The 18841-nt window shown below is 62.9% G+C and carries 18 protein-coding genes and 1 pseudogene; 11 read left to right on the plus strand and 8 right to left on the minus strand.

The features are described 5' to 3' along the window. Positions 1 to 7 precede the first annotated feature (7 nt). The 3 genes from NCS58_RS23265 (at position 8) to NCS58_RS23275 (ending at position 3542) form a co-directional block, all read left to right on the plus strand. On the plus strand, positions 8 to 1753 hold the full coding sequence (locus NCS58_RS23265; protein WP_061117116.1) for an FAD-dependent oxidoreductase: 1746 nt from the start codon (positions 8 to 10) through the stop codon (positions 1751 to 1753). Next, complete coding sequence (locus NCS58_RS23270; RefSeq protein ID WP_061117117.1) at positions 1750 to 2085, plus strand: NIPSNAP family protein; 336 nt, start codon at positions 1750 to 1752, stop codon at positions 2083 to 2085. The genes NCS58_RS23265 and NCS58_RS23270 overlap by 4 nt, the downstream gene beginning before the upstream one ends. Before the next feature lie 74 nt (positions 2086 to 2159). Further along, positions 2160 to 3542, plus strand: a complete 1383-nt coding sequence (locus NCS58_RS23275; RefSeq protein ID WP_061117118.1) for an aromatic acid/H+ symport family MFS transporter — start codon at positions 2160 to 2162, stop codon at positions 3540 to 3542. Here NCS58_RS23275 and NCS58_RS23280 read toward each other — a convergent pair. The 6 genes and pseudogenes from NCS58_RS23280 to NCS58_RS23305 all read right to left on the minus strand — a co-directional run bounded on the left by NCS58_RS23280 (position 3515) and on the right by NCS58_RS23305 (position 7384). Further along, positions 3515 to 3987: pseudogene (locus tag NCS58_RS23280) on the minus strand (Ohr family peroxiredoxin). The gene NCS58_RS23275 and the pseudogene NCS58_RS23280 overlap by 28 nt on opposite strands. A 37-nt stretch (positions 3988 to 4024) precedes the next feature. Beyond that, positions 4025 to 4261, minus strand: coding sequence for a hypothetical protein (locus NCS58_RS23285; protein ID WP_061117119.1), 237 nt, complete (start codon positions 4259 to 4261; stop codon positions 4025 to 4027). A gap of 90 nt (positions 4262 to 4351) precedes the next feature. Continuing rightward, positions 4352 to 5359, minus strand: a complete 1008-nt coding sequence (locus NCS58_RS23290) for a LysR family transcriptional regulator (RefSeq protein WP_061117120.1) — start codon at positions 5357 to 5359, stop codon at positions 4352 to 4354. A 76-nt stretch (positions 5360 to 5435) separates the two neighbouring features. Next, complete coding sequence (locus NCS58_RS23295; protein WP_061117274.1) at positions 5436 to 5843, minus strand: cupin domain-containing protein; 408 nt, start codon at positions 5841 to 5843, stop codon at positions 5436 to 5438. Positions 5844 to 5880: 37 nt separating this feature from the next. Beyond that, positions 5881 to 6360, minus strand: coding sequence for a carboxymuconolactone decarboxylase family protein (locus tag NCS58_RS23300; RefSeq protein ID WP_061117121.1), 480 nt, complete (start codon positions 6358 to 6360; stop codon positions 5881 to 5883). A gap of 142 nt (positions 6361 to 6502) precedes the next feature. Next, positions 6503 to 7384 (minus strand): RNA polymerase sigma-70 factor, encoded by an 882-nt coding sequence (locus NCS58_RS23305; RefSeq protein ID WP_061117122.1) that lies wholly within the window; start codon positions 7382 to 7384, stop codon positions 6503 to 6505. Positions 7385 to 7531: 147 nt separating this feature from the next. Between NCS58_RS23305 and NCS58_RS23310 the strand changes: the two genes are divergently transcribed. Further along, positions 7532 to 8821 (plus strand): MFS transporter, encoded by a 1290-nt coding sequence (locus NCS58_RS23310; RefSeq protein ID WP_061117123.1) that lies wholly within the window; start codon positions 7532 to 7534, stop codon positions 8819 to 8821. Here NCS58_RS23310 and NCS58_RS23315 read toward each other — a convergent pair. Next, a complete protein-coding gene (locus NCS58_RS23315; protein WP_061117124.1) occupies positions 8772 to 9824 on the minus strand; it encodes a helix-turn-helix domain-containing protein in 1053 nt (350 codons plus the stop codon). The genes NCS58_RS23310 and NCS58_RS23315 overlap by 50 nt on opposite strands. A 267-nt stretch (positions 9825 to 10091) precedes the next feature. On the opposite strand from NCS58_RS23315, the gene NCS58_RS23320 reads away from it, so the two are divergent. Continuing rightward, entirely contained in the window at positions 10092 to 10388 is a 297-nt protein-coding gene (locus NCS58_RS23320) for a hypothetical protein (RefSeq protein ID WP_061117125.1), read from the plus strand. Between the two features lie 280 nt (positions 10389 to 10668). Continuing rightward, entirely contained in the window at positions 10669 to 12042 is a 1374-nt protein-coding gene (locus NCS58_RS23325; protein WP_250477684.1) for a gluconate:H+ symporter, read from the plus strand. Between the two features lie 23 nt (positions 12043 to 12065). Here the strand turns inward: NCS58_RS23325 and NCS58_RS23330 are convergent, their stop codons facing one another. Next, positions 12066 to 12752 (minus strand): GntR family transcriptional regulator, encoded by a 687-nt coding sequence (locus tag NCS58_RS23330; RefSeq protein ID WP_086960854.1) that lies wholly within the window; start codon positions 12750 to 12752, stop codon positions 12066 to 12068. Between the two features lie 216 nt (positions 12753 to 12968). On the opposite strand from NCS58_RS23330, the gene NCS58_RS23335 reads away from it, so the two are divergent. From NCS58_RS23335 to NCS58_RS23355, 5 genes are read left to right on the plus strand one after another with little or no spacing between them, the layout of a single operon-like run. After that, positions 12969 to 14267 (plus strand): MFS transporter, encoded by a 1299-nt coding sequence (locus NCS58_RS23335; RefSeq protein ID WP_061117127.1) that lies wholly within the window; start codon positions 12969 to 12971, stop codon positions 14265 to 14267. Between the two features lie 56 nt (positions 14268 to 14323). Continuing rightward, positions 14324 to 15052 (plus strand): aspartate/glutamate racemase family protein, encoded by a 729-nt coding sequence (locus NCS58_RS23340; protein WP_061117128.1) that lies wholly within the window; start codon positions 14324 to 14326, stop codon positions 15050 to 15052. 11 nt (positions 15053 to 15063) lie between these two features. Further along, entirely contained in the window at positions 15064 to 16470 is a 1407-nt protein-coding gene (hydA, locus tag NCS58_RS23345) for a dihydropyrimidinase (RefSeq protein ID WP_250477685.1), read from the plus strand. A gap of 53 nt (positions 16471 to 16523) precedes the next feature. Next, a complete protein-coding gene (locus tag NCS58_RS23350) occupies positions 16524 to 17648 on the plus strand; it encodes a serine hydrolase (protein ID WP_250477686.1) in 1125 nt (374 codons plus the stop codon). A 3-nt stretch (positions 17649 to 17651) separates the two neighbouring features. Then, on the plus strand, positions 17652 to 18839 hold the full coding sequence (locus NCS58_RS23355) for a serine hydrolase (protein WP_061117131.1): 1188 nt from the start codon (positions 17652 to 17654) through the stop codon (positions 18837 to 18839). The last annotated feature ends 2 nt before the right edge of the window (positions 18840 to 18841 follow it).

The following is an 18841-nucleotide window of genomic DNA, read 5'->3' on the forward strand; positions in this document are numbered from 1 at the left end:
CTTCACCATGACTACCGTAACGCGGTCGTCCGATCTCGCTTGCGATGTGCTCGTGATCGGCTCGGGCGCAGGCGGCCTTTCGACGGCCATTACAGCGAAGAAACAAGGACTCGACGTGATCGTCGTCGAGAAGGAGGAATACTTCGGCGGCACGACCGCATTCTCCGGCGGCGTGCTGTGGATTCCCGGTAATCGCCACGCGAAGGAAGCGGGTGTTCAGGATACGCGCGAAGCGGCGCTTCGGTACATGCGTGGCGAAACGGGCGCGATGTACGACAAAGCAGCCGTCGATGCATTTCTCGACAACGGCCCGCGCATGATTGAGTTCTTCGAGCGCGAGACGTCGGTGAAATTCCTGCCGACGCTTTACCCCGACTACCATCCAGATGCGCCGGGCGGCGTCGACGTGGGTCGCTCCGTCGTCGCAAAGCCTTTCGATGCGCGCGAGCTGGGCAGGGACATCGCACGCCTGCGTCCGCCACTCAAGACGATCACGTTCATCGGCATGATGTTCAATTCGTCGAGCGCGGATCTCAAGCACTTCTTCAACGCGACTAGATCGCTTGCGTCGGCGTGGTATGTCGCCAAGCGGCTCGCGAGCCATATCATGGAACTCGCGCTGCATAAGCGCGGCGTGCAGATCACGAGCGGCAATGCCCTCGCCGCGCGCCTCGCCAAGTCCGCACTCGATCTCGGCATTCCAATTCATACACGCACGGGCGCGAAGGAACTCAGTACGGTCAAGGGCCGCGTGACGGGCGCGATCGTGATGGCGAATGGAAGCGAAACGCGCATCACCGCGCGGCGTGGGGTCGTACTTGCGTGCGGCGGCTTCTCGCATGATGTCGCACGCATTGCAAAGGCGTATCCCCATGTGCGACGCGGCAGCGAGCATGTATCGCCGGTTCCCGCGGGCAATACCGGGGACGGCGCACGCATGGCCGAACGCGTGGGCGGCCGCGTCGATATCCGCTATCCGCAGCCCGCCGCGTGGATGCCCGTCTCGCGCGTGCCGCTGAAAGGCGGCAAATACGGCGTGTTTCCGCATCTGCTCGATCGCTACAAGCCGGGCGTGATCGGCGTGACGCGCGACGGCGTTCGTTTCACCAACGAATCGAACTCTTATCACGATGTCGGCGCGGCGATGATCGAAGCGTGCCGCGATGATAAAGAAACGTCGATGTGGCTCGTCTGCGATCACAAGACGATTCGCAAATACGGTCTCGGTTTCGCGAAGCCCGCGCCGATTCCGCTCGGTCCTCATCTGAAGAGCGGCTATCTCGTCAAAGGCCGCACGCTTGCAGAACTCGCGCGGCGCGCAGGCATCGATGCAACTGCGCTGGAAGCCACCGTGCGCGACTACAACCGCGACGCCGTGGCAGGCCAGGACACCGCATTCGGCCGCGGCACGACTTCGTTCAACCGCTATCTCGGCGATCCCTCGCACAAGCCGAATCCTTGCGTCGCGCCCATCGGCGATGGCCCGTATTACGCGCTCAAGATCGTGATGGGCGACCTCGGCACGTTCGACGGAATCGCGACCAATCCTCACGGTCAGGTACTCAAAGGCAGCGAGCCGATTCCGGGGCTTTATGCCGTCGGCAACGATCGCGCGAGCGTCATGGGCGGCAACTATCCGGGCGCCGGCATCACGCTCGGCCCGATCATGACCTTCGGTTATCTCACCGGACTACATCTCGCGGGCCGCATCGACGAGCGCGCTAATTCCAGCGAATTGAGGAGCGCAGCATGAGCAAGCCATTCATCGATCACCGCATCTACACTATCAAGCCGCGCGGAATGGCTGAATTCATCGACGTGTTCGATCATCTGGCGATGCCGATTCAGCTCAGGTACCTCGGCGTGCCTGTGGGCTTCTACATGAGCGACATCGGTGCGTTGAATCAGGTCGTGCATTTATGGGGATACGAGAGCATCGCAGATTACGACGAGCGGCGCACCGCTCGCGACAACGATCCCGAATGGCCTGCTTATCTGCAAGCGTCCGCGCATCTGATCGTCGCACAGGAGAGCCGCATCATCAGGCGCGTCGAGTTCAAGAGTCTCTCGCCCGCTGTGCGTTGAAGCGCGGCATTGCGGCACGAAGAAGGCCGCATCCTCGCGACTGCTTTTAGATAAATGAATGGAGACATACCGGCATGGAAAAGAACTTCGGGACCATCGAGGTCCAGAGCTTCATCGACGGCGAACGCTTTTCGCCGTATCAATGGGTCATTCTGATCCTGTGCTTTCTGGTCGTCGCGGCCGATGGCTTCGACACGGCGGCGGTCGGCTTCATCGCGCCTTCGTTGATTGGCGATTGGGGCATCACGCGCGCCGCGTTGGGACCCGTGATGAGCGCGGCGCTCGTGGGTCTCGGTATCGGCGCGCTCGCGGCAGGACCGGTTGCCGATCGCATCGGGCGCAAGGCGGTGCTCGCGCTTTCCGTGTTCTTCTTTGGCGTGTGGAGTCTCGCGTCGGCGCAAGCAAGCTCGGTCGAAACGCTGACCGCGTGGCGCTTTCTCACCGGCCTGGGCCTCGGTGCGGCAATGCCCAACGCCGTCACGCTGATGGCGGAATATGCGCCCGCACGCATTCGCGCGGTCGTCGTCAACACGATGTTCTGCGGCTTCTCAGTGGGCCTTTCGATCGGCGGACTGTGCGCCGCGTGGCTCATTCCGCATTTCGGCTGGCAGAGCGTGCTCGTCGCCGGCGGCCTCGGCCCGATCGTGCTCACGGTGCTGCTGCTCTTTCTGCTGCCCGAGTCCGCGCAATTCATGGTCGTGAGAAGACACTCCGCGCAGAAAATCGCACGCGTCTTGCGGCGTATCTCGAACGATGCACGTCTTGCCGAAGGCGAGCGCGTCACATTCACTGCCGCCGATACGCGCACCGGCGGCGCGGACCAGTCCGCGCTTGGACTCATCGTTTCGCGGCCCTATCGCTTCGGCACATCCATGTTATGGCTCGCCTATTTCATGGGCTTGCTGATCTTCTATCTGCTGACCAACTGGCTGCCGACGCTCTTCAAAGACGCAGGCTTCTCCGCCGAACGCGCGGCGCTCACGACGTCGCTATTTCCGCTCGGCGGCATTCTCGGCAACCTGTCTCTCGGCTGGGTGATGGACAAGGCCAATCCGCGACGCGTCAACGCATGCGCCTATGTGCTCGCGGCGGCACTCGTGCTGACGATCGGACGCGGCGTCGCGGATCAGTTCTGGCTCGCGGTGCTCATCTTCCTGACGGGAACAGCGGTGACGAGCGCGGTCACGTCGATGTCTGCACTCGCGGCATCGTTCTATCCGACGCGAAGCCGCGCAACGGGCGTGGCATGGATGCTCGGCATAGGACGCATGGGCGCGGTCGCGGGCGCGATGACCGGCGGTCTTCTCATGAGCATGGGCCTGCAATTCGGCGCGGTCTTCACGCTGCTCGCCGTTCCGGCAGCCGTTGCCGCGTTGGCATTGGGCGCGTTGAGCCGGCGCGATGCGTCGCGTCAGGCAAGCGAAATGGATCAGACGGCGCGCGTGCCGGCAGAATGAGTCGTGGCATCGCTTTCGGTTGCAAGCGCAACTATATTGACGATGCCCTTATGCGCCATCTTCGTATAAGGGCAAAAGCGCTCTGTGTTGCACACGAGTTCCTCCGCCGTCGTGCGGTCGATAGCGGGCATCTGAACGCGCGCGTGCGCGGTGAGCACGAAGAGGCCGTCCATTGGATCGCGGCCGAATTCGACCGTGACCGACACGCTTGCGCCCTCCACCGCGATGCCCGCGCGCGCCGCGAGCAATACGAGCGCGCCATGAAAGCACGCGGCATAGCCTGCGGCGAACAATTGCTCGGGGTTCGTACCGCCGCCGGGCCCGCCAAGCGTTTTCGACATGCGCAAGTCGAGGTCGAGATTGCCGTCGTCGAATAAAGCGGCTGCACGTCGCGCCCTTCATACTTGTCGAGCAGGCCAACGGGCGGCGGATGCAGTGGCTCCATGACGACCTCTTCTATCAGCGATGACGACAGAGATCGCTCAATGCGCCGTTTGCGTCCGACTCTGGCTTCGCTCGAACCAGGCATCGAAATACATTGTGCCGAGATGCGCTTGTCCGCCTGGCAGCAGCGTGTCCGCTGCGAGTTGCGCGCCGAAGTAGAGCGCGCTCTCGTCGGCGAAGACCGTTCTTGCATCGCCCGTTACTTTGAAATAGCGCTGCATCAGATCGGACAGACGCGACCTGTCCGGACCCGCGATCTCGACAACACCGTTCACCGACGAACCTCCCGCGCGTGATGCACCGTAGGTGTGCGCGCACGCGTCCGCTAGCGCCGTCACCGTACGCGCAGTGTTGCCTCCGTTGCATCAATCGGCGATCGCGAGCGCCGAGGCGTTTGTGTTCGTCATGCTCGTCGTGAGGCAATGCAGATCGAGCGTGCGCGTATGCTCGGTCATGTAATCGACGAATACACGCACCCGTGCGGGCAAATGCTTGCGGCTGAGATAGCAGAGATAGTGGCCGCCGTCATCGGGCGCATGTTGCGCGAGACAGATGACGAGGCGCCCCGCCTTGAGCGAATCGCACACGAGATAGGCAGGCAGTTGCGCGATGCCCTGCCCGTAGAGCACCGCTTGCAACATCAGGTCGATGTCGTTGAACGTTTGCCTCGCGGCGGGCGAGCGTTTGTGCGTAAAGCCGTCTACCTTGAATTCCCAGTCGGCGATACGTCCTGCCGACGTACGGAAGTTGATGCAGCGATGGTTTTCGAGTTCCTCGACATGACGGGGCAAGCCGTGCTCACGCGCATACTCGGGCGATGCGCACACGACCATCTGCATCGGAATCAATTGCTTCGCGACGACTTCGCTGTCTTCCATATGACCATCGCGAAATGCGACGTCGACACGGTCGGCCGTGAAATCGCAAGGGCGATCGTTCAGGACGAGTTCCAGAGCAATCTCCGGATAGCGCGCATTGAAGCCTGACAGAAGCGGCGCGACGACTCTGCGGCCGAACCCCGGCGCGGACGCAATACGCAAGTGTCCGCGGGGCGGGCCGTGGCGCAGTTCGCGCATGTCCTCGAGCGCCTGCACGATGCGCTCCACGCCCGGCTGACAGTTCTTGTAGAAGAGTTCACCCTCGCGCGTGAGCGACGTGCTGCGCGTGGTGCGAAGAAAGAGACGCGCATCGAGCTGTGCTTCCAGCTTCTGCACGTTGCGGCTGACGGCGGACCGCCCGATGCCCAGGCGATCGCTCGCTTTGGCGAAGCTGCCTTCATTGGCAACGGCAAGAAATGAAACGACGCCCGCATAACTCGCCACGAAGCTATACGCGAGCGAATCGTCCGAGTGACATACGAGTTCAGATGGCATGGCGGCACGAAACGTAGTGGTTCTGTCTCACTAGACGTTCATGCCCTGCGCTTTGTGACACGCCATGCCGGATTTTTTATTTCACCGGCGTCAAAACCGGTTTGCCCTTGTCTTTGAGAAGCAGCACGATGAACTTCGCGCGCTTCGTGTTGCTGGCGTTGCGACCTACAGTGTGGATATCGTCAGGGCCTTCATAAAAGGTATCGCCGGGCTTGAGCGTCACGGCCTTGCCGCCCTGAAGCTGCATGACGATCGTGCCTTCGAGCACATACACGAACGCCTGCGCGTCATGGCGGTGCACCGGATCGACCGCGCCCGGCGGATATTCGACGCTGATCATCAGCGCTTCCTTGCCCGGAGATTCGGGCAGCGGCTTCGTCATGAGCTCCTTGACGATGGCCTCTGGCGCGGCCTGCGCCGTCTCCGCGACGAGCGCCGCGCATCCGAAGACGAGCGTAAGTCCCACCCGTTTGATGCTGTGCATGATCGTTCTCCCATGATCGAATGACGGCGCGAGCACATTACGAGAGGTTCGACTTGTCGAGGCCGAAGGCCTTGTCGGACGAACCCGGCACCGTCTGGAACGCGACATTCGCGCGATTCCATCCGTTGATCGCCATGATGGCGTAGGTCAGGTCGGACAGTTCCTTTTCCGAGAACTGTTCGCGCACGCGCGCATAGAGTTCGTCGGGCACGCCGTGCTCGGGAATGCGCGTCAGGACTTCGGTCCACGCGAGCGCGGCCCGTTCGCGTGGCGAGAATAGCGTCGACTCGCGCCAGATCGCCACATGATGCGTGCGCAGTTCGCGCTCGCCGTGAATCTTCGCTTCCTTCACGTGCATATCGACGCAGAAGGCGCAGCCATTCATCTGCGATGCGCGAAGCGTGACGAGATCGCGCGTCGTCTGTTCGATCGAGCACTCCTGCACCGCCTGACTGAACTCATAGAACTTCTTGAACAGTGCGGGCGATTGTTGAATGTAGTTGATTCGCTGCGTCATGATGACTCCATGCCTGGTTGAAAATATCGCCGGCAACCCGTGGCCGGCATGGATGTCATCGTAAGTTTGCGCGCCTTTTCGCGGTAGGCGCGGGATCGTGCGCACGCTATTGCTTCGCGCGCATCAATCAAAGTGGCAGGCGTTACGCATTGCCGTAACGCGCCGCGATGCGTTCGAGCTTGTCCGGGTTGCGTTGCACCTGAATTCGCACGATGCGCTCGTCTTCGATGTCGAATGTCTGCGCGGATTCGAGCTTGCCGTCGATGAAGCGCAAGAACGCCCATTCGCCATTGAGCATGACGAGGTCGAGACGCACGCCCTTTCCATAGCGCAGGAACGCCGCATAGAAAAGCTGCGCGATGCGCTTGCCGCCGAATAGCGGCTCCGGGAAACTCTGCACGCGACCGCCGCCATCGCCGACGAGCGTCGCGTCTTCCGAGAGCATCGCGTGGATGGCCGCGAAATCGCCGTGTTCGATCGCATGCGCGAATGCGCGCAGCAAACGCCTGTGAATCTCGCGCGGCACCGATTGGCGCGGGCGCGCCTCGCGCAATTGCGCTTTGGCACGGCTCACGAGCTGACGGCACGCGGCCTCCGTCTTGCCGATGATGCGCGCGAGCTCGGGATAATCGGCGTCGAAGACCTCGCGCAGCAGGAACGCCGCGCGTGCTTCGGGGCTCAGGCGTTCGAGCAGCATCAGAAACGCCACTGACACATCGTCCGCACGCTCGGTGACTTCTTCGGGCGTCGCGGGCGGCTCGGTGATTTGCGGCTCCGGCAGCCAGATGCCCGCGTAATGTTCGCGCTGCAGTTTCGCGGCGCGCAGCCGGTCGATGGAATGGCGCGTCGTGACGGCGACGAGCCATGCTTCCGCATTATCGATAGCTTCGCGCGCCGCCGCATGCCAGCGCAGCCATACATCCTGCACGATGTCTTCCGCCTCGGCGACCGAACCGAGCATGCGATATGCGATGCCCTGCAGACGAGGGCGCAGCCGGTCGAATTCGCGCGTGGCGTCATCCATGAAGGCGATTAAATGAAAGGTGCGGAAAAGGTGATCGTATATCACGCGCCTATGTTCGTGACGATCACGACGATGCGCCAAAAGATCTGAGCAATGCAGCCGTTAATATCGGAAGCCGGATCCGACTGCATCAACCTCCGTTCATTCATGACTCAATCCGAACATCAAAACGCGTCCGCGAATCCGACCCGCATCATCGTCGCGACCGTGATCGGTAACGGTTTCGTCGCCTACGACTTCACCGTGTATGGTTTCTCCGCGGCGATCATCGGACGGCTCTTCTTTCCCGCGCACGACGCCGCTTCATCCCTATTGCTTTCGCTCGCAACTTTCGGCGCGGGCTTCGTCATGCGTCCGCTCGGTGCCATGCTGATCGGCCGATACGCGGACCGGCGCAGCCGCGAGGCGGGCATGCGGCTGTCGATCGCGTCGATGGCGGCGGGCACCTGGCTGATCGCATGTCTGCCGACGCATGCGGCGATCGGTGCGAGCGCGACCGTGCTTATCGTGTTCGCGCGGCTTCTGCAAGGACTCGCGGCGGGCGGCGAGATCGGCCCGGCATCGGCGCTGCTGATGGAGTCCGTGCCCTACGAACGGCGCTGTTTCATGGTCAGCTGGCGCGGTGCGAGCCAAGGCGCCGCCGCATGCGCCGCGGCGCTCGTCGGCGCATGCACGTCCGCGCTGCTGTCGCAGGAGCAACTCATGCAATGGGGATGGCGCGTGCCCTTCGTCATCGGCGGACTGATCGCACCGCTCGGCTGGTTTCTCCGGCGCATGCCGGGCCACGCGTCGGCGGCGAAGACACGTGCCGCACGCACGCCGCTCGCGATCGTGCTTCGCGAGCACGCACGGCCTCTCATTTGCGGCATCCTGATGATGGCCGCGCCTTCGTCGAGCATCTACATTGCCGTGCTGTACATGCCGAGCTATCTCACGCACACATTGCACCGGCCACCCGCGATCAGCTTCCTGATCGCATCGCTCTCCGGTCTCGTGATCCTCATCGTCACGCCGCTCGTCGCGCTCGCCGCCGATCGCCTGATGAGCCGCAAGACGCTGCAATACGCATCGCTCATCGGCGCGCTCGCGACGGCATATCCCGCGTTTCATGCGCTCACGCAAGGCGCACCGGATACGCTCGCGCTCGTGATCATCCTGCTCTATGTCGCCATCGCGCTGAACAACGCGGGTGCGGGTTCGGTGCTCATGCTCGAAGCCTTTCCGAAGCATCGGCGCGCAGCGAGCCTCTCGGTCATCTACACCTTCGGCGTCGTCATTTTCGGCGGATTCTCCCCGCTCGCCGTCGCCTGGCTCATCGGCGCGACCGGCAATGTCATGACGCCCGCTTGGTATCTGCTCGCGGCGAACTGCGTGACGCTCTTCGCGCTCAGCCGCTTCCCCGAACGCCCCTCGAATGCGCGGCGTGCATGCGCATGACGGGATCGTTGGCCGCCGCGCGCAACAGATCCAGCGCGCGCAGACGCATCTCAAGCGGACTCACGTCGAACGCGCGACGAAACGCCCGCGTGAAATCCGATGCGCTCTTGAAGCCGAGGCCGAATGCGATATCGGCGATCTGGAGGTTCGGGAAGCGCGCCAGTTCATCGGCCGCCTCGCGCAGGCGGCGATGTCGAATGTATGCGGCAAGGCCGCCTTCCTGCTCGAACCATCGATAGATCGTCGCACGCTTCAGACCGAGTGCGTCGACGATCTTCATCGGCGTGAGATCGGCTTCATGAAGATGCGTCTCGACATAACGCTTCACCTGGCCTTTCACGGCCGTTTGCAGCGCGGCGCGTGAATCGTGCAACGCATGCGGCTTGTCGGCGAATGCCGCGAGCAGCAGTCGCGCGCCGGCTTCGAGCGCGTCGATCGCATCAGGCCGTTTCAGCGCCGGCAGCGCGCGCGCGGTGGCATCGAAATGCTGGCAAACGAAGCGCGCGAGCGGCGCGTCCTCGGGCAGGATGCGGCCATGCAGCGCATCGCAGTCAGCGGTATGCGCGGCCACGACCGAACGCGGCGCGAACATCGTCAACACGCGGCATGCCGGGCGTTCGACGCGGAACCGCTGGTTCAGATCGAACGCGACGATGCCGCGCACCGAGCCCGGCGCACTGCGCTTCACGCTCAGGCCGCTCACATGGCCGCACTCGCCTTCGGCATATACGTGAAACGCGAAATCGCGACGGGTATCGGTCGAGACGCGCGCGATCGAGCGCTCGAGCACCAGCGCATCGGTGCGCGCCTCAGTGAACACGAGCCCTCCCGCCGCATGCAGGTCGATGCTGCCCGCAAAGCCGCGCGCGATCTGATCGTTGTCGGGAAGGACATCGACGACATGCCCGACGCGATCGCGCCATGCGAGCAACTGGCGCTCGCGCGGCACTGCCTCCGTCGAGAAGCGCGTGAATAGCGTGGGCGGATCGGAATCGGCGGGCATGGGAGTCGATGTCGGTCCAAAGAGTCCTTTCGATCGGTGGCGCGCACACGAGGCGCCGCCCGGTGAGACGCATGGTAAAGCGTAGTCGAAATGCCGGTATATCGTGCTGATTGAGGAGCAGCGTGTGCGGCGTCGCGGGCGGTTCAGGTCGGCGATTCCTTGCCGTCATCCCGCTGTCACATCGCTGTCTCTCACTCATACGGTTTACGGCTGACAAGATCAAAAACACAGCCGTATGCAGCAAGAAAAGACGTTTCGGGGCGTCAAATGGAAAAGTCGAAAGTTTTGCGAACCAGGCGCGAAGCGGAAGCCACGCGAGCGGCGCTCAAGCCCGCGCGCGTCGCGGACGCCCAGCTCGATCATCTCGAGCGTATGGTCCGTTCGCTCGCGCGGGCGAGCGATCCGAAGGCGTTCGCCTGTCTCGATCGCGCCTATTGGACAAAGCGACTCGCCGCGCTCGGCGACGAAAGCGATCTCGTATCCACGCAGCGCGCTCGCGTGCTGCGGCTGCTCGATCTTCTCGCACAGGATCGCGCCGCCGGACCTGACAAGGCCGCGGCGTGATTTTTCGTCGGATATGCATGCGGAATGCAAGACACAAGACGGCATTCCGAATGCAAAACGCAAGATGCCAGCCATCAGCGGCAAGTCGATTGAAAGGCCAGCCTGAGAGAGCACGATCGACGCGCGGTCGTTTTTGACCGTCGTCCCGAAAAGTGCTATTACGACGGGGCTTCGCGTCCCGCGCATGCTTCGCCAGCACGCGCGAGGTCATGCGCGGGACTCGAAAGCTCCACGTAATCGCATCGGCATTCAAGACGATGCGCGTCAGCTCAAGGTCACCGTGAATCCCACAACCCTAACTCCCTGGTCTGCCCACGACACGCAACTGCTGATCGCCTGCGCGCTCGGCCTCGCAATCATCATCGTTTCCATCAGCGTGCTCAAGCTCGCGCCGTTCCTGTCCATTCTCGTGGGCACGTTCGCGGCGGGCTTCGCCGCGCATCAACCGCTCGAAGCAATCGCGCAAGCGTTCAGCAAGGGCGCTGGCGCACTGCTCGGCGACGTCGGCATCATCATCGCGCTCGGCGCCATGCTCGGCGCGCTGATGGCCGAGTCCGGCGCGGCCGACCGGCTCGTCACCGCGCTGCTCGATCATTCGACGCCGCGCCGCCTGCCGTGGATGATGGCGTTCGTCGCGATCATCGTCGGCTTGCCCCTGTTCTTCGAAGTCGGGCTCGTGATGATGGTGCCGATCATCTTCGTGATGGCGCGTCGCGCGAAGCAGCCGATCCTGCGTATCGCCATTCCCGCGCTTGCCGGCATGACGACGCTGCATGCGTTGCTGCCGCCGCATCCCGGTCCGCTGATCGCGGTGAGCGCATTGCATGCCGATCTCGGCCTGACGCTCGGACTGGGCCTCATCGTCGCGCTGCCCGCCGTGATGCTCGCCGGGCCGCTCTATGGCATCTGGCTGTCGAAACGGCTGCATATCGAAGAGCCCGAGGAAATGGGCAAACTTTTCACCGCGCATGAAGACGGTGCAGCGACGCCGGGCTTCGCGATCTCGCTCGTGACGATCCTGCTGCCCGTCGTGATGATGCTCGGCCGCACCGTCGCCAAGCTCGCGCTCACGAAAGACACGCTGCTCTACAACACACTCGATTTCGTCGGCGAGCCGCTCGTCGCGCTGGCGTTGACGGTGCTCTTTGCGATCGTGATGCTCGGCTGGTCGCGCGGCATGGCGCGCGAGCGCGTGGGCGGCATTCTGCGCAAGAGCCTGCCGCCGATCGCGGCGCTCCTGCTCACCATCGGCGCGGGCGGCGGATTGAAGCAAATGCTCGTCAACGCGGGCATCAGCGCGACTATCGGCAAGATCGCGGTGGGCACGCATCTGCCGCTGATCCTGCTCGCATGGCTGATCGCGGTCGCGCTGCGTCAGGCGACGGGCTCGGCGACCGTCGCCACCACGACCACCGCGGGCATCGTCGCGCCCGTCGTGAGCGGACTCACGGCGACGCACAACTCGCTGATGGCGCTCGCGATCGGCGCGGGCTCGGTATTCTTCTGCCACGTCAACGACGCGGGTTTCTGGATGGTGCGCGAATACTTCGGGCTCACGCTGAAGCGCACGGTCGCGGTATGGTCCGTGTTGCAGACGATCGTCTCGGTGGTGGGACTCGTGCTGACGCTCGTGTTGTGGAGCGTGCTGGCGTAAGGACGTTTCAGGCGTTCGGGCGTTCAGCCCGACGCTTCCTCGCGCGCGAGATCGCCGATGCGCGCAGCCGGCGCATCGCGCTTTGCGCGTTCGAGGACGGCGAGCACTTCGCGCGCCGTGTTCTCCGAATGCTCGCGCAGGACCGCCGGCAAGCCATCGCGCGCGGGATCCTCGAGCGCGGCCAGAATGGCTTCGTGCTCGCTCGCGGATTCGGCCCAGCGCAGCGTGTCCGCATTCGCCGCGCCGCGCGCCCGATGCACCTTCGACATCAACGTCGAATAGACGCTCGCGAGCACGGGATTGTCGGCGGCATCGACGATCATTTGGTGAATCTGCTGATTCAGCTTGAAATACTCGACGCGCTTGCCGGCGTCGTGACACTCCACCATGCGCCGGTGCTTCGCCGCGATTGCCGCGATTTGCGCATTCGTGATGCGCTGCCGGACCAGTTCGCCCGCCATCGCTTCGAGGCCGTGAAGCAGTTCGAAGGTGGCGGCGAGATCATCGAGATCGATCTCCGCGACGCGATACCCGATGTACTGCCGGTGCGTCACGCGCCCCTCCGACACCAGCACCTTCAGCGCCTCGCGCAAGGGCGTCTTCGAGACGTCGAACGCGCTGCTCAGTTCTTTTTCGTCGATGCGCGCGCCGGGCGGCAATTCGCCCTCGTCGATCATGTCGCGCAGGCGCGCGGCGATCTCCGCAGCCATGCCGCGAGTGCGCAAAAGGAGGGGGCTTTTGATGGTCTGGTTCATTGCAGTGCAAGCTTATCACGAAGTTGGTGAAAACCCTGCACCAACATTTACCTCGTTAATTTTCAATAAAACCAATCGTTTACACTGTTTGTAATTATAAATTTCTAATCCTATACTCTGTCCAACGTTGCGCGACGTCACGAAAACATCCGCTTATCCAGGAGCCCGTTCATGTCTTCAACATCCGGTGTTGCCGCATTGACGGTGGGCAAATCCACCGTTCGCTGGAAGATTTTCGTCGTCATGCTGAGCCTCATCGCGATCAACTACATCGACCGCGCGTCGCTGTCCGTCGCGATGCCGCTCATTTCCAAGGAGTTCGATATCGGCCCGGCGATGGAGGGGCTTATCCTCTCCTCCTTCTTCTGGACCTACGCGGTGATGCAGATTCCCGGCGGCATGCTCGCCGACCGCTTTAAGCCGCGCGTCGTGATCGCATCCGCGACCGTGTTCTGGGGTTTCTTCCAGGCGATCGCCGCCGTCTGCACCAATGCGCCAGGCCTGCTGCTCACGCGTCTCGGACTCGGCGCGTCGGAAGCGCCGATCTATCCGGCCGGCGGCAAGCTCAACGCGATCTGGATGACGCAGACCGAGCGCGGCCGCGGCGCGACGCTGCTCGACGGCGGCGCACCGCTCGGCGCGGCGCTGGGCGCGATTCTGATCACCGGGCTGATCGCGATGCTCGGCTCGTGGCGGCTCGCATTCGCGGTGGCGGGCGTCGGCACGGTCCTCGCGGGCATCCTCGCCTGGTTTTATGTACGCAATACACCACGCGAGCACCCGGGCGTGAACGAACTCGAAGCGGCCTATATCGAGGAATCGCATGCCCGCGACGCCGCCGCCGAGCCGTCGTCGCTCTCGGGCCGCACGCGCGATTTCTTCAAGTACCGCTCGGTGTGGTGCATGTTCTTCGGCTGGATGTGTTTCAACAGCGTGTTCTACGGCCTGCTCACGTGGATGCCCAACTACCTGCACATGGTCCACGGTTTCGACATCAAGCAGATGGGCGGCTCGAGCTTCATCATCTTTTTCAGCGGCTTCATCGGCGAGTTGATCGGCGGATGGATCGCGGACAAGTGGAAGGCCGCGGGCGGGCGTCCGAATGTCGTGATGCGCACGCTCTTCGGCATCGCGGCGGTCATCGCGACCGTGTCGATCTTCTCGGTGGCGTATGTGACGAATGCGGTCGCGGTCGTCGCCCTGCTTTCGACGACGCTCTTCTTCCTGCGCTGGTGCGGTCTCTACTGGTGCATTCCGTCGTCGCTCGGCACGCGCAACAAGATCGGCTTTCTCGGCGGCTTCATGAATCTCGGCGGCAACATCGGCGGCATCGCGGTGCCGATCATCGTCGGCGCGATCGTGCAGCTCACGCACTCCTACTTCCTTGCGCTGATGTTCTTCGCGGCGGCCGGCATCGGCTTGCTCGTGTGCTCGAGCGCCATCGATTACGAAAAGAAGATTCCCGTCTGAGTGGAATCGGCAGTTCACGCTGCAACGCTTCGCTCAATTCACACAGAGACATCACGATGAAAAAACGTACCTTGCTCGGCATGCTCACGCCCTCGTCCAACACGTCCCTCGAACCGCTGACGAGCGCGATGGTTTCGAACCTGCCAGGCGTCTCCGCGCATTTCGCGCGCTTTCCGGTCACGGAGATCTCCCTCTCCGATCAGGCGCTCGGCCAGTTCGACGATTCGAAGATCCTGCAGGCGGCGCAATTGCTCGCCGATGCAAAAGTGGACGTGATCGCCTGGAACGGCACATCGTCGGGCTGGCTCGGCTTCGAAGCCGATGAGCGTCTGTGCCGGCGCATCACGGAAGCGACGGGCATTCCCGCGACGACCTCCGTGCTCGCATTGAACGAAATCCTGAAGAAGACCGATGCGCGTGAATTCGGTCTCGTCACGCCGTATCTCGACGACGTGCAGGAGAAGATCATCGCGAACTATCGGAGCGTTGGCCTGAACTGCATCGCCGAGCGGCATCTGAACCTGAAGGCCAACTTCTCGTTCTCGGAAGTTCAACCCGATGAAATCCGCCGCATGGTGCGCGAAGTGGCGAAGGACAAGCCGCGCGCGATTTCGATCTTCTGCACCAACCTGAACGCCGCGCATCTCGTGCCCGAGTTCGAAGAAGAAACCGGCATTCCGATCTACGACACGATCACGACCGTCGTATGGAAATCGCTGCAGCTCGCCGATTACGACACGCGCAGCGTCAAGGGCTGGGGACGTCTCTTCAGCGAAGTCGTCTAAGGAGACAGGCCATGTCGAACGAACTCGATTTCGTGATCCGTCACGCCGACGTCGTCACCGCGTCGGACCGGTTTTCGTGCGACATCGGCATTCGCGACGGCCGCGTGGCGATGCTCGGGCATGGCCTGCCCGACGCGCCGCGCGAGCTCGATGCGAGCGGGATGCTGGTGTTGCCGGGCGGCGTGGACGGTCACTGTCATCTCGATCAGCCGATGCCCGACGGCCTGCGCATGGCCGACGACTTTCTCAGCGGCACGCGCTCCGCGCTATGCGGCGGCACGACAACCGTGATTCCGTTCGCCGCGCAAGCCAAGGGGCAATCCCTGCAAGCGGCCGTCGACGATTATCACCGCCGCGCCGAAGGCCGCGCGGTCATTGACTACGGCTTTCATCTGATCGTCGCCGATCCGACGCCGCACGTGCTCGCAGAAGAGTTGCCGCATCTGATCAAGAACGGCTACACGTCGTTCAAGGTTTATATGACTTACGACGATCTCAAGCTCAATGACCGTCAGATGCTCGACGTTCTCACGGTCGCACGCGAGCACGGCGCGCTCGTGATGGTGCATGCGGAGAACTCGGACTGCATCGGCTGGCTGACCGAACGCCTGTTAGGAAATGGTTTGCATGCGCCGCACGCCCATGCGCTCGCGCGGCCCGCCGTCGTGGAACGCGAGGCGACGCATCGCGCGATTGCGTTCGCGGAACTCGTCGACGTGCCGATTCTGATCGTGCATGTATCGGGCGCGGATGCGATCGAACAGATTCGCTGGGGCCAGTCGCGCGGGTTGCCGATTCTCGCGGAGACCTGTCCGCAGTACATGTACCTGACCGCCGACGATCTCGGCCACGGCGGATACGAAGGCGCCAAGTGCGTATGCAGCCCGCCGCCGCGCGATCCCGCGAATCAGCACGCGGTGTGGAAAGCATTGCGCCAAGGCGTGTTTTCGCTCGTCTCGTCCGATCACGCGCCCTTCTCTTATGACGATCCGCAGGGCAAGAAGCCGGGCGGCAAGGAAGTGTCGTTCGATCACATTCCGAACGGCATTCCCGGCCTCGAAACGCGCTTGCCGCTGCTCTTCAAGGGCGTGAAGGAAGGACGCATCTCGTTGCATCAGTTCGTCGAACTCACGTCGCTCGCGCCCGCAAAGCTATACGGCCTGTATCCGAAGAAAGGCACCATCGCGGTGGGCGCGGATGCGGACATCGTCGTGTGGGACCCGGAGAAGCGCGTGACCATCGCGAACGCGTCGCTGCATCACGCGGTGGATTACACGCCTTATGAAGGCATCGAAGTGACGGGATGGCCGCGTCATTGCTTCTCGCGCGGCGAACTGCTCGTCGAAGACGGCAGGCTTCTGAACGTGCAGAGTGGACGCGGTCGCTTTCAGCCAGCCGGCAAACCCAATCTCGAATGAAGGCGAAAGCGATGAAGATGCGTTTGTTGTCACTGACCGCTGCGGCGTTCTGCATGAGCGCACACGCCGCGGAAAAAGATATGCCGAGCGTCGCGCCGGAATCCGTCGGCGTCGATTCAGCGCCGCTCGTACGCATGTCGGAATGGATACGCGCGGACAACATGGATGTGCGCAGCCTCGTCATCGTGAAGGACGGCAAGATCGTGTTCGAGCGCTATGGCGATGGTCTCACGCGCGACAACAACTACGAGCTGTATTCAGTCACGAAGACAATCACTTCGTTGCTCGTCGGCGTGCTCGAAGGCGAAGGCAAGCTGAGTCCGTCGACGAAAGCTGCGCCGCTCATCGCGAAAGCGCGGCCCGATCTCGCCGCTCAACTCGCCGACAAGCAGAGCATCGAATTGCGTCATCTGATGTCGATGTCGAGCGGCCTCAGTTATCAGGCGCGCGAAGGCACCGACCCGCTTTACTACGGCGCGCCGGATCGTTTGCGTGTCGCGGTGACGGCGAAGGCCGCAAAGACGCCGGGCACGGACTTCGATTACATCGACGTGAACCCGGTACTCGTCGGCACGGCCGTGAGCGTCGCGGCACACGAACGCGAGGATCGTTTCGCGCAGAAGAAGCTATTCGAGCCGCTCGGGATGTCGCATTACCGCTGGACCGGCGTCGATGAGACCGGCGCGGTCGCGGGCGGCTGGGGCCTGCGGCTGCGCGCCGTCGACATGGCGAAGATCGGCATGCTCATGCTCGACAACGGCCGCTGGCAAGGCAAACAACTCGTGCCGCAGGCGTGGATCAGACAGATGACGACGCCCTCGCCCGCCGCCGCCGATTATGGTTACTACTGCTGGATTCAGCATGTCGTCGAGAAAGGCCAGCCTGAATTCGGCGCGATGGGCTTCAAGGGGCAATTCATCACGGTCCTGCCGAAGCAACATGCGGTCGTCGTAATAACGAGCCTCTTGCCGACCGATGGCGGATTGCGCGACGCCACTTATCTCAATCAATACCGCCGCATGGTGAACGATTTCATCTTGCCCGCGCTGACACCGACGACGCGTCCTGCCGTGACGGCCGCGAAGACCGAGGCGCTCAGCGAAGAACTCGAACGCAGCAACAAGACACAGGGCGTGCCCGGCACCGCAGCCGCATTCAACGACGCACCCGAGACCTGATCCATGACTCTACGCTCGCTGCTCAAGTGCATCGCGCCGGCTATCGTCGCGATGTCGATCTCGAACGCCCAGGCCGACGCGCCGCTGCGTGAGACGGGTCTCGCCGAGGCATCGCCGGAAGATGCGGGCGTCGATTCGCATGGACTCGTGCGCCTGTCGCAATGGATTCGCGAGCAGAAGCTCGATGTGTACAGCCTGCTCGTCGTGAAAGACGGCAAGCTGATTTTCGAGCGCTATGGCGCGGGCGCATCCCGCGATTCGAACTACGAGCTGTACTCGGTCACGAAGTCGGTGACGTCGATGGTCGCGGGCATGCTCATCGGCGAGGGGAAGGTCAGTCTGGACGATTCCGTCGCAACGAAGCTCGCCGCGTGGCGACCCGACTTGCGCGCCGAGCTCGCCGACAAGCGCAACATCGAACTGAAGCACGTGCTCTCGATGTCGAGCGGCCTGCACTACGACTTCAAGCCGAAAGACGATCCGATCTACTACGCCGCGCCCGATCGTTTGAAGCTCGCGGCCGAAACGAATCCCAAGGCCGAGCCCGGCTCAGCGTTCGAATACACCGACATCAACCCGATCCTCGCCGCCGCGATGTTGAGCGCCGCAGCGCATGAGCCCGTCGAGAAATACGCACAGGCCCATCTCTTCGGCCCGCTCGGGATGAAGCACGCGGTATGGGCGCGCACAGACCGTTCGGGACTCGTGTCGGCGGGATGGGGCTTGCGGCTGCGCGCCGTCGACATGGCGAAGATCGGCATGCTCGTGCTCGATCACGGCCGCTGGCAAGGGCGCCAGATCGTGCCGCGAACATGGATCACGCAGATGACGTCGCCCGGTGTCGCGCCGTACTTCGGCTATTACTGGTGGATCAACAACATCGTGCAGAAAGAGCCGGAATTCGATGCGATGGGCTTCAAGGGGAAATTCATCACGGTGCTGCCCGAACGAAATACGGTGATCGTGATGACGAGCATCATGTCCGTCGCCGGCGGCCTGCGCGATGCGAAGAATCTCCAGACGTTCCGCCAGATGGTGAACGACTATGCGATTCCCGCACTCGACAATGCGCATCACGCGCGGCCCTCGGCGCAACGCCGCGCGACGTTGCGGCATGAGCTTGCCGTCAGCGCGCAAACGAAAGGCATGCCGGGCGCACAAGTGGACCCGACCGATCTTCCCGGCCTTTGACC

It is taken from the genome of Caballeronia sp. INML3B (assembly GCF_023631305.1).
GTDB classification, from domain to species: domain Bacteria; phylum Pseudomonadota; class Gammaproteobacteria; order Burkholderiales; family Burkholderiaceae; genus Caballeronia; species Caballeronia turbans.

Coding starts and splice junctions, on each gene's coding strand:
- NCS58_RS23265 (WP_061117116.1), top strand. CDS start 8: ATGACTACCGTAACGCGGTCGTCCGATCTCGCTTGCGATGTGCTCGTG.
- NCS58_RS23270 (WP_061117117.1), top strand. CDS start 1,750: ATGAGCAAGCCATTCATCGATCACCGCATCTACACTATCAAGCCGCGC.
- NCS58_RS23275 (WP_061117118.1), top strand. CDS start 2,160: ATGGAAAAGAACTTCGGGACCATCGAGGTCCAGAGCTTCATCGACGGC.
- NCS58_RS23290 (WP_061117120.1), bottom strand. CDS start 5,359: ATGCCATCTGAACTCGTATGTCACTCGGACGATTCGCTCGCGTATAGC.
- NCS58_RS23295 (WP_061117274.1), bottom strand. CDS start 5,843: ATGCACAGCATCAAACGGGTGGGACTTACGCTCGTCTTCGGATGCGCG.
- NCS58_RS23300 (WP_061117121.1), bottom strand. CDS start 6,360: ATGACGCAGCGAATCAACTACATTCAACAATCGCCCGCACTGTTCAAG.
- NCS58_RS23305 (WP_061117122.1), bottom strand. CDS start 7,384: ATGGATGACGCCACGCGCGAATTCGACCGGCTGCGCCCTCGTCTGCAG.
- NCS58_RS23310 (WP_061117123.1), top strand. CDS start 7,532: ATGACTCAATCCGAACATCAAAACGCGTCCGCGAATCCGACCCGCATC.
- NCS58_RS23315 (WP_061117124.1), bottom strand. CDS start 9,824: ATGCCCGCCGATTCCGATCCGCCCACGCTATTCACGCGCTTCTCGACG.
- NCS58_RS23320 (WP_061117125.1), top strand. CDS start 10,092: ATGGAAAAGTCGAAAGTTTTGCGAACCAGGCGCGAAGCGGAAGCCACG.
- NCS58_RS23330 (WP_086960854.1), bottom strand. CDS start 12,752: ATGGCTGCGGAGATCGCCGCGCGCCTGCGCGACATGATCGACGAGGGC.
- NCS58_RS23335 (WP_061117127.1), top strand. CDS start 12,969: ATGTCTTCAACATCCGGTGTTGCCGCATTGACGGTGGGCAAATCCACC.
- NCS58_RS23340 (WP_061117128.1), top strand. CDS start 14,324: ATGAAAAAACGTACCTTGCTCGGCATGCTCACGCCCTCGTCCAACACG.
- hydA (WP_250477685.1), top strand. CDS start 15,064: ATGTCGAACGAACTCGATTTCGTGATCCGTCACGCCGACGTCGTCACC.
- NCS58_RS23350 (WP_250477686.1), top strand. CDS start 16,524: ATGAGCGCACACGCCGCGGAAAAAGATATGCCGAGCGTCGCGCCGGAA.
- NCS58_RS23355 (WP_061117131.1), top strand. CDS start 17,652: ATGACTCTACGCTCGCTGCTCAAGTGCATCGCGCCGGCTATCGTCGCG.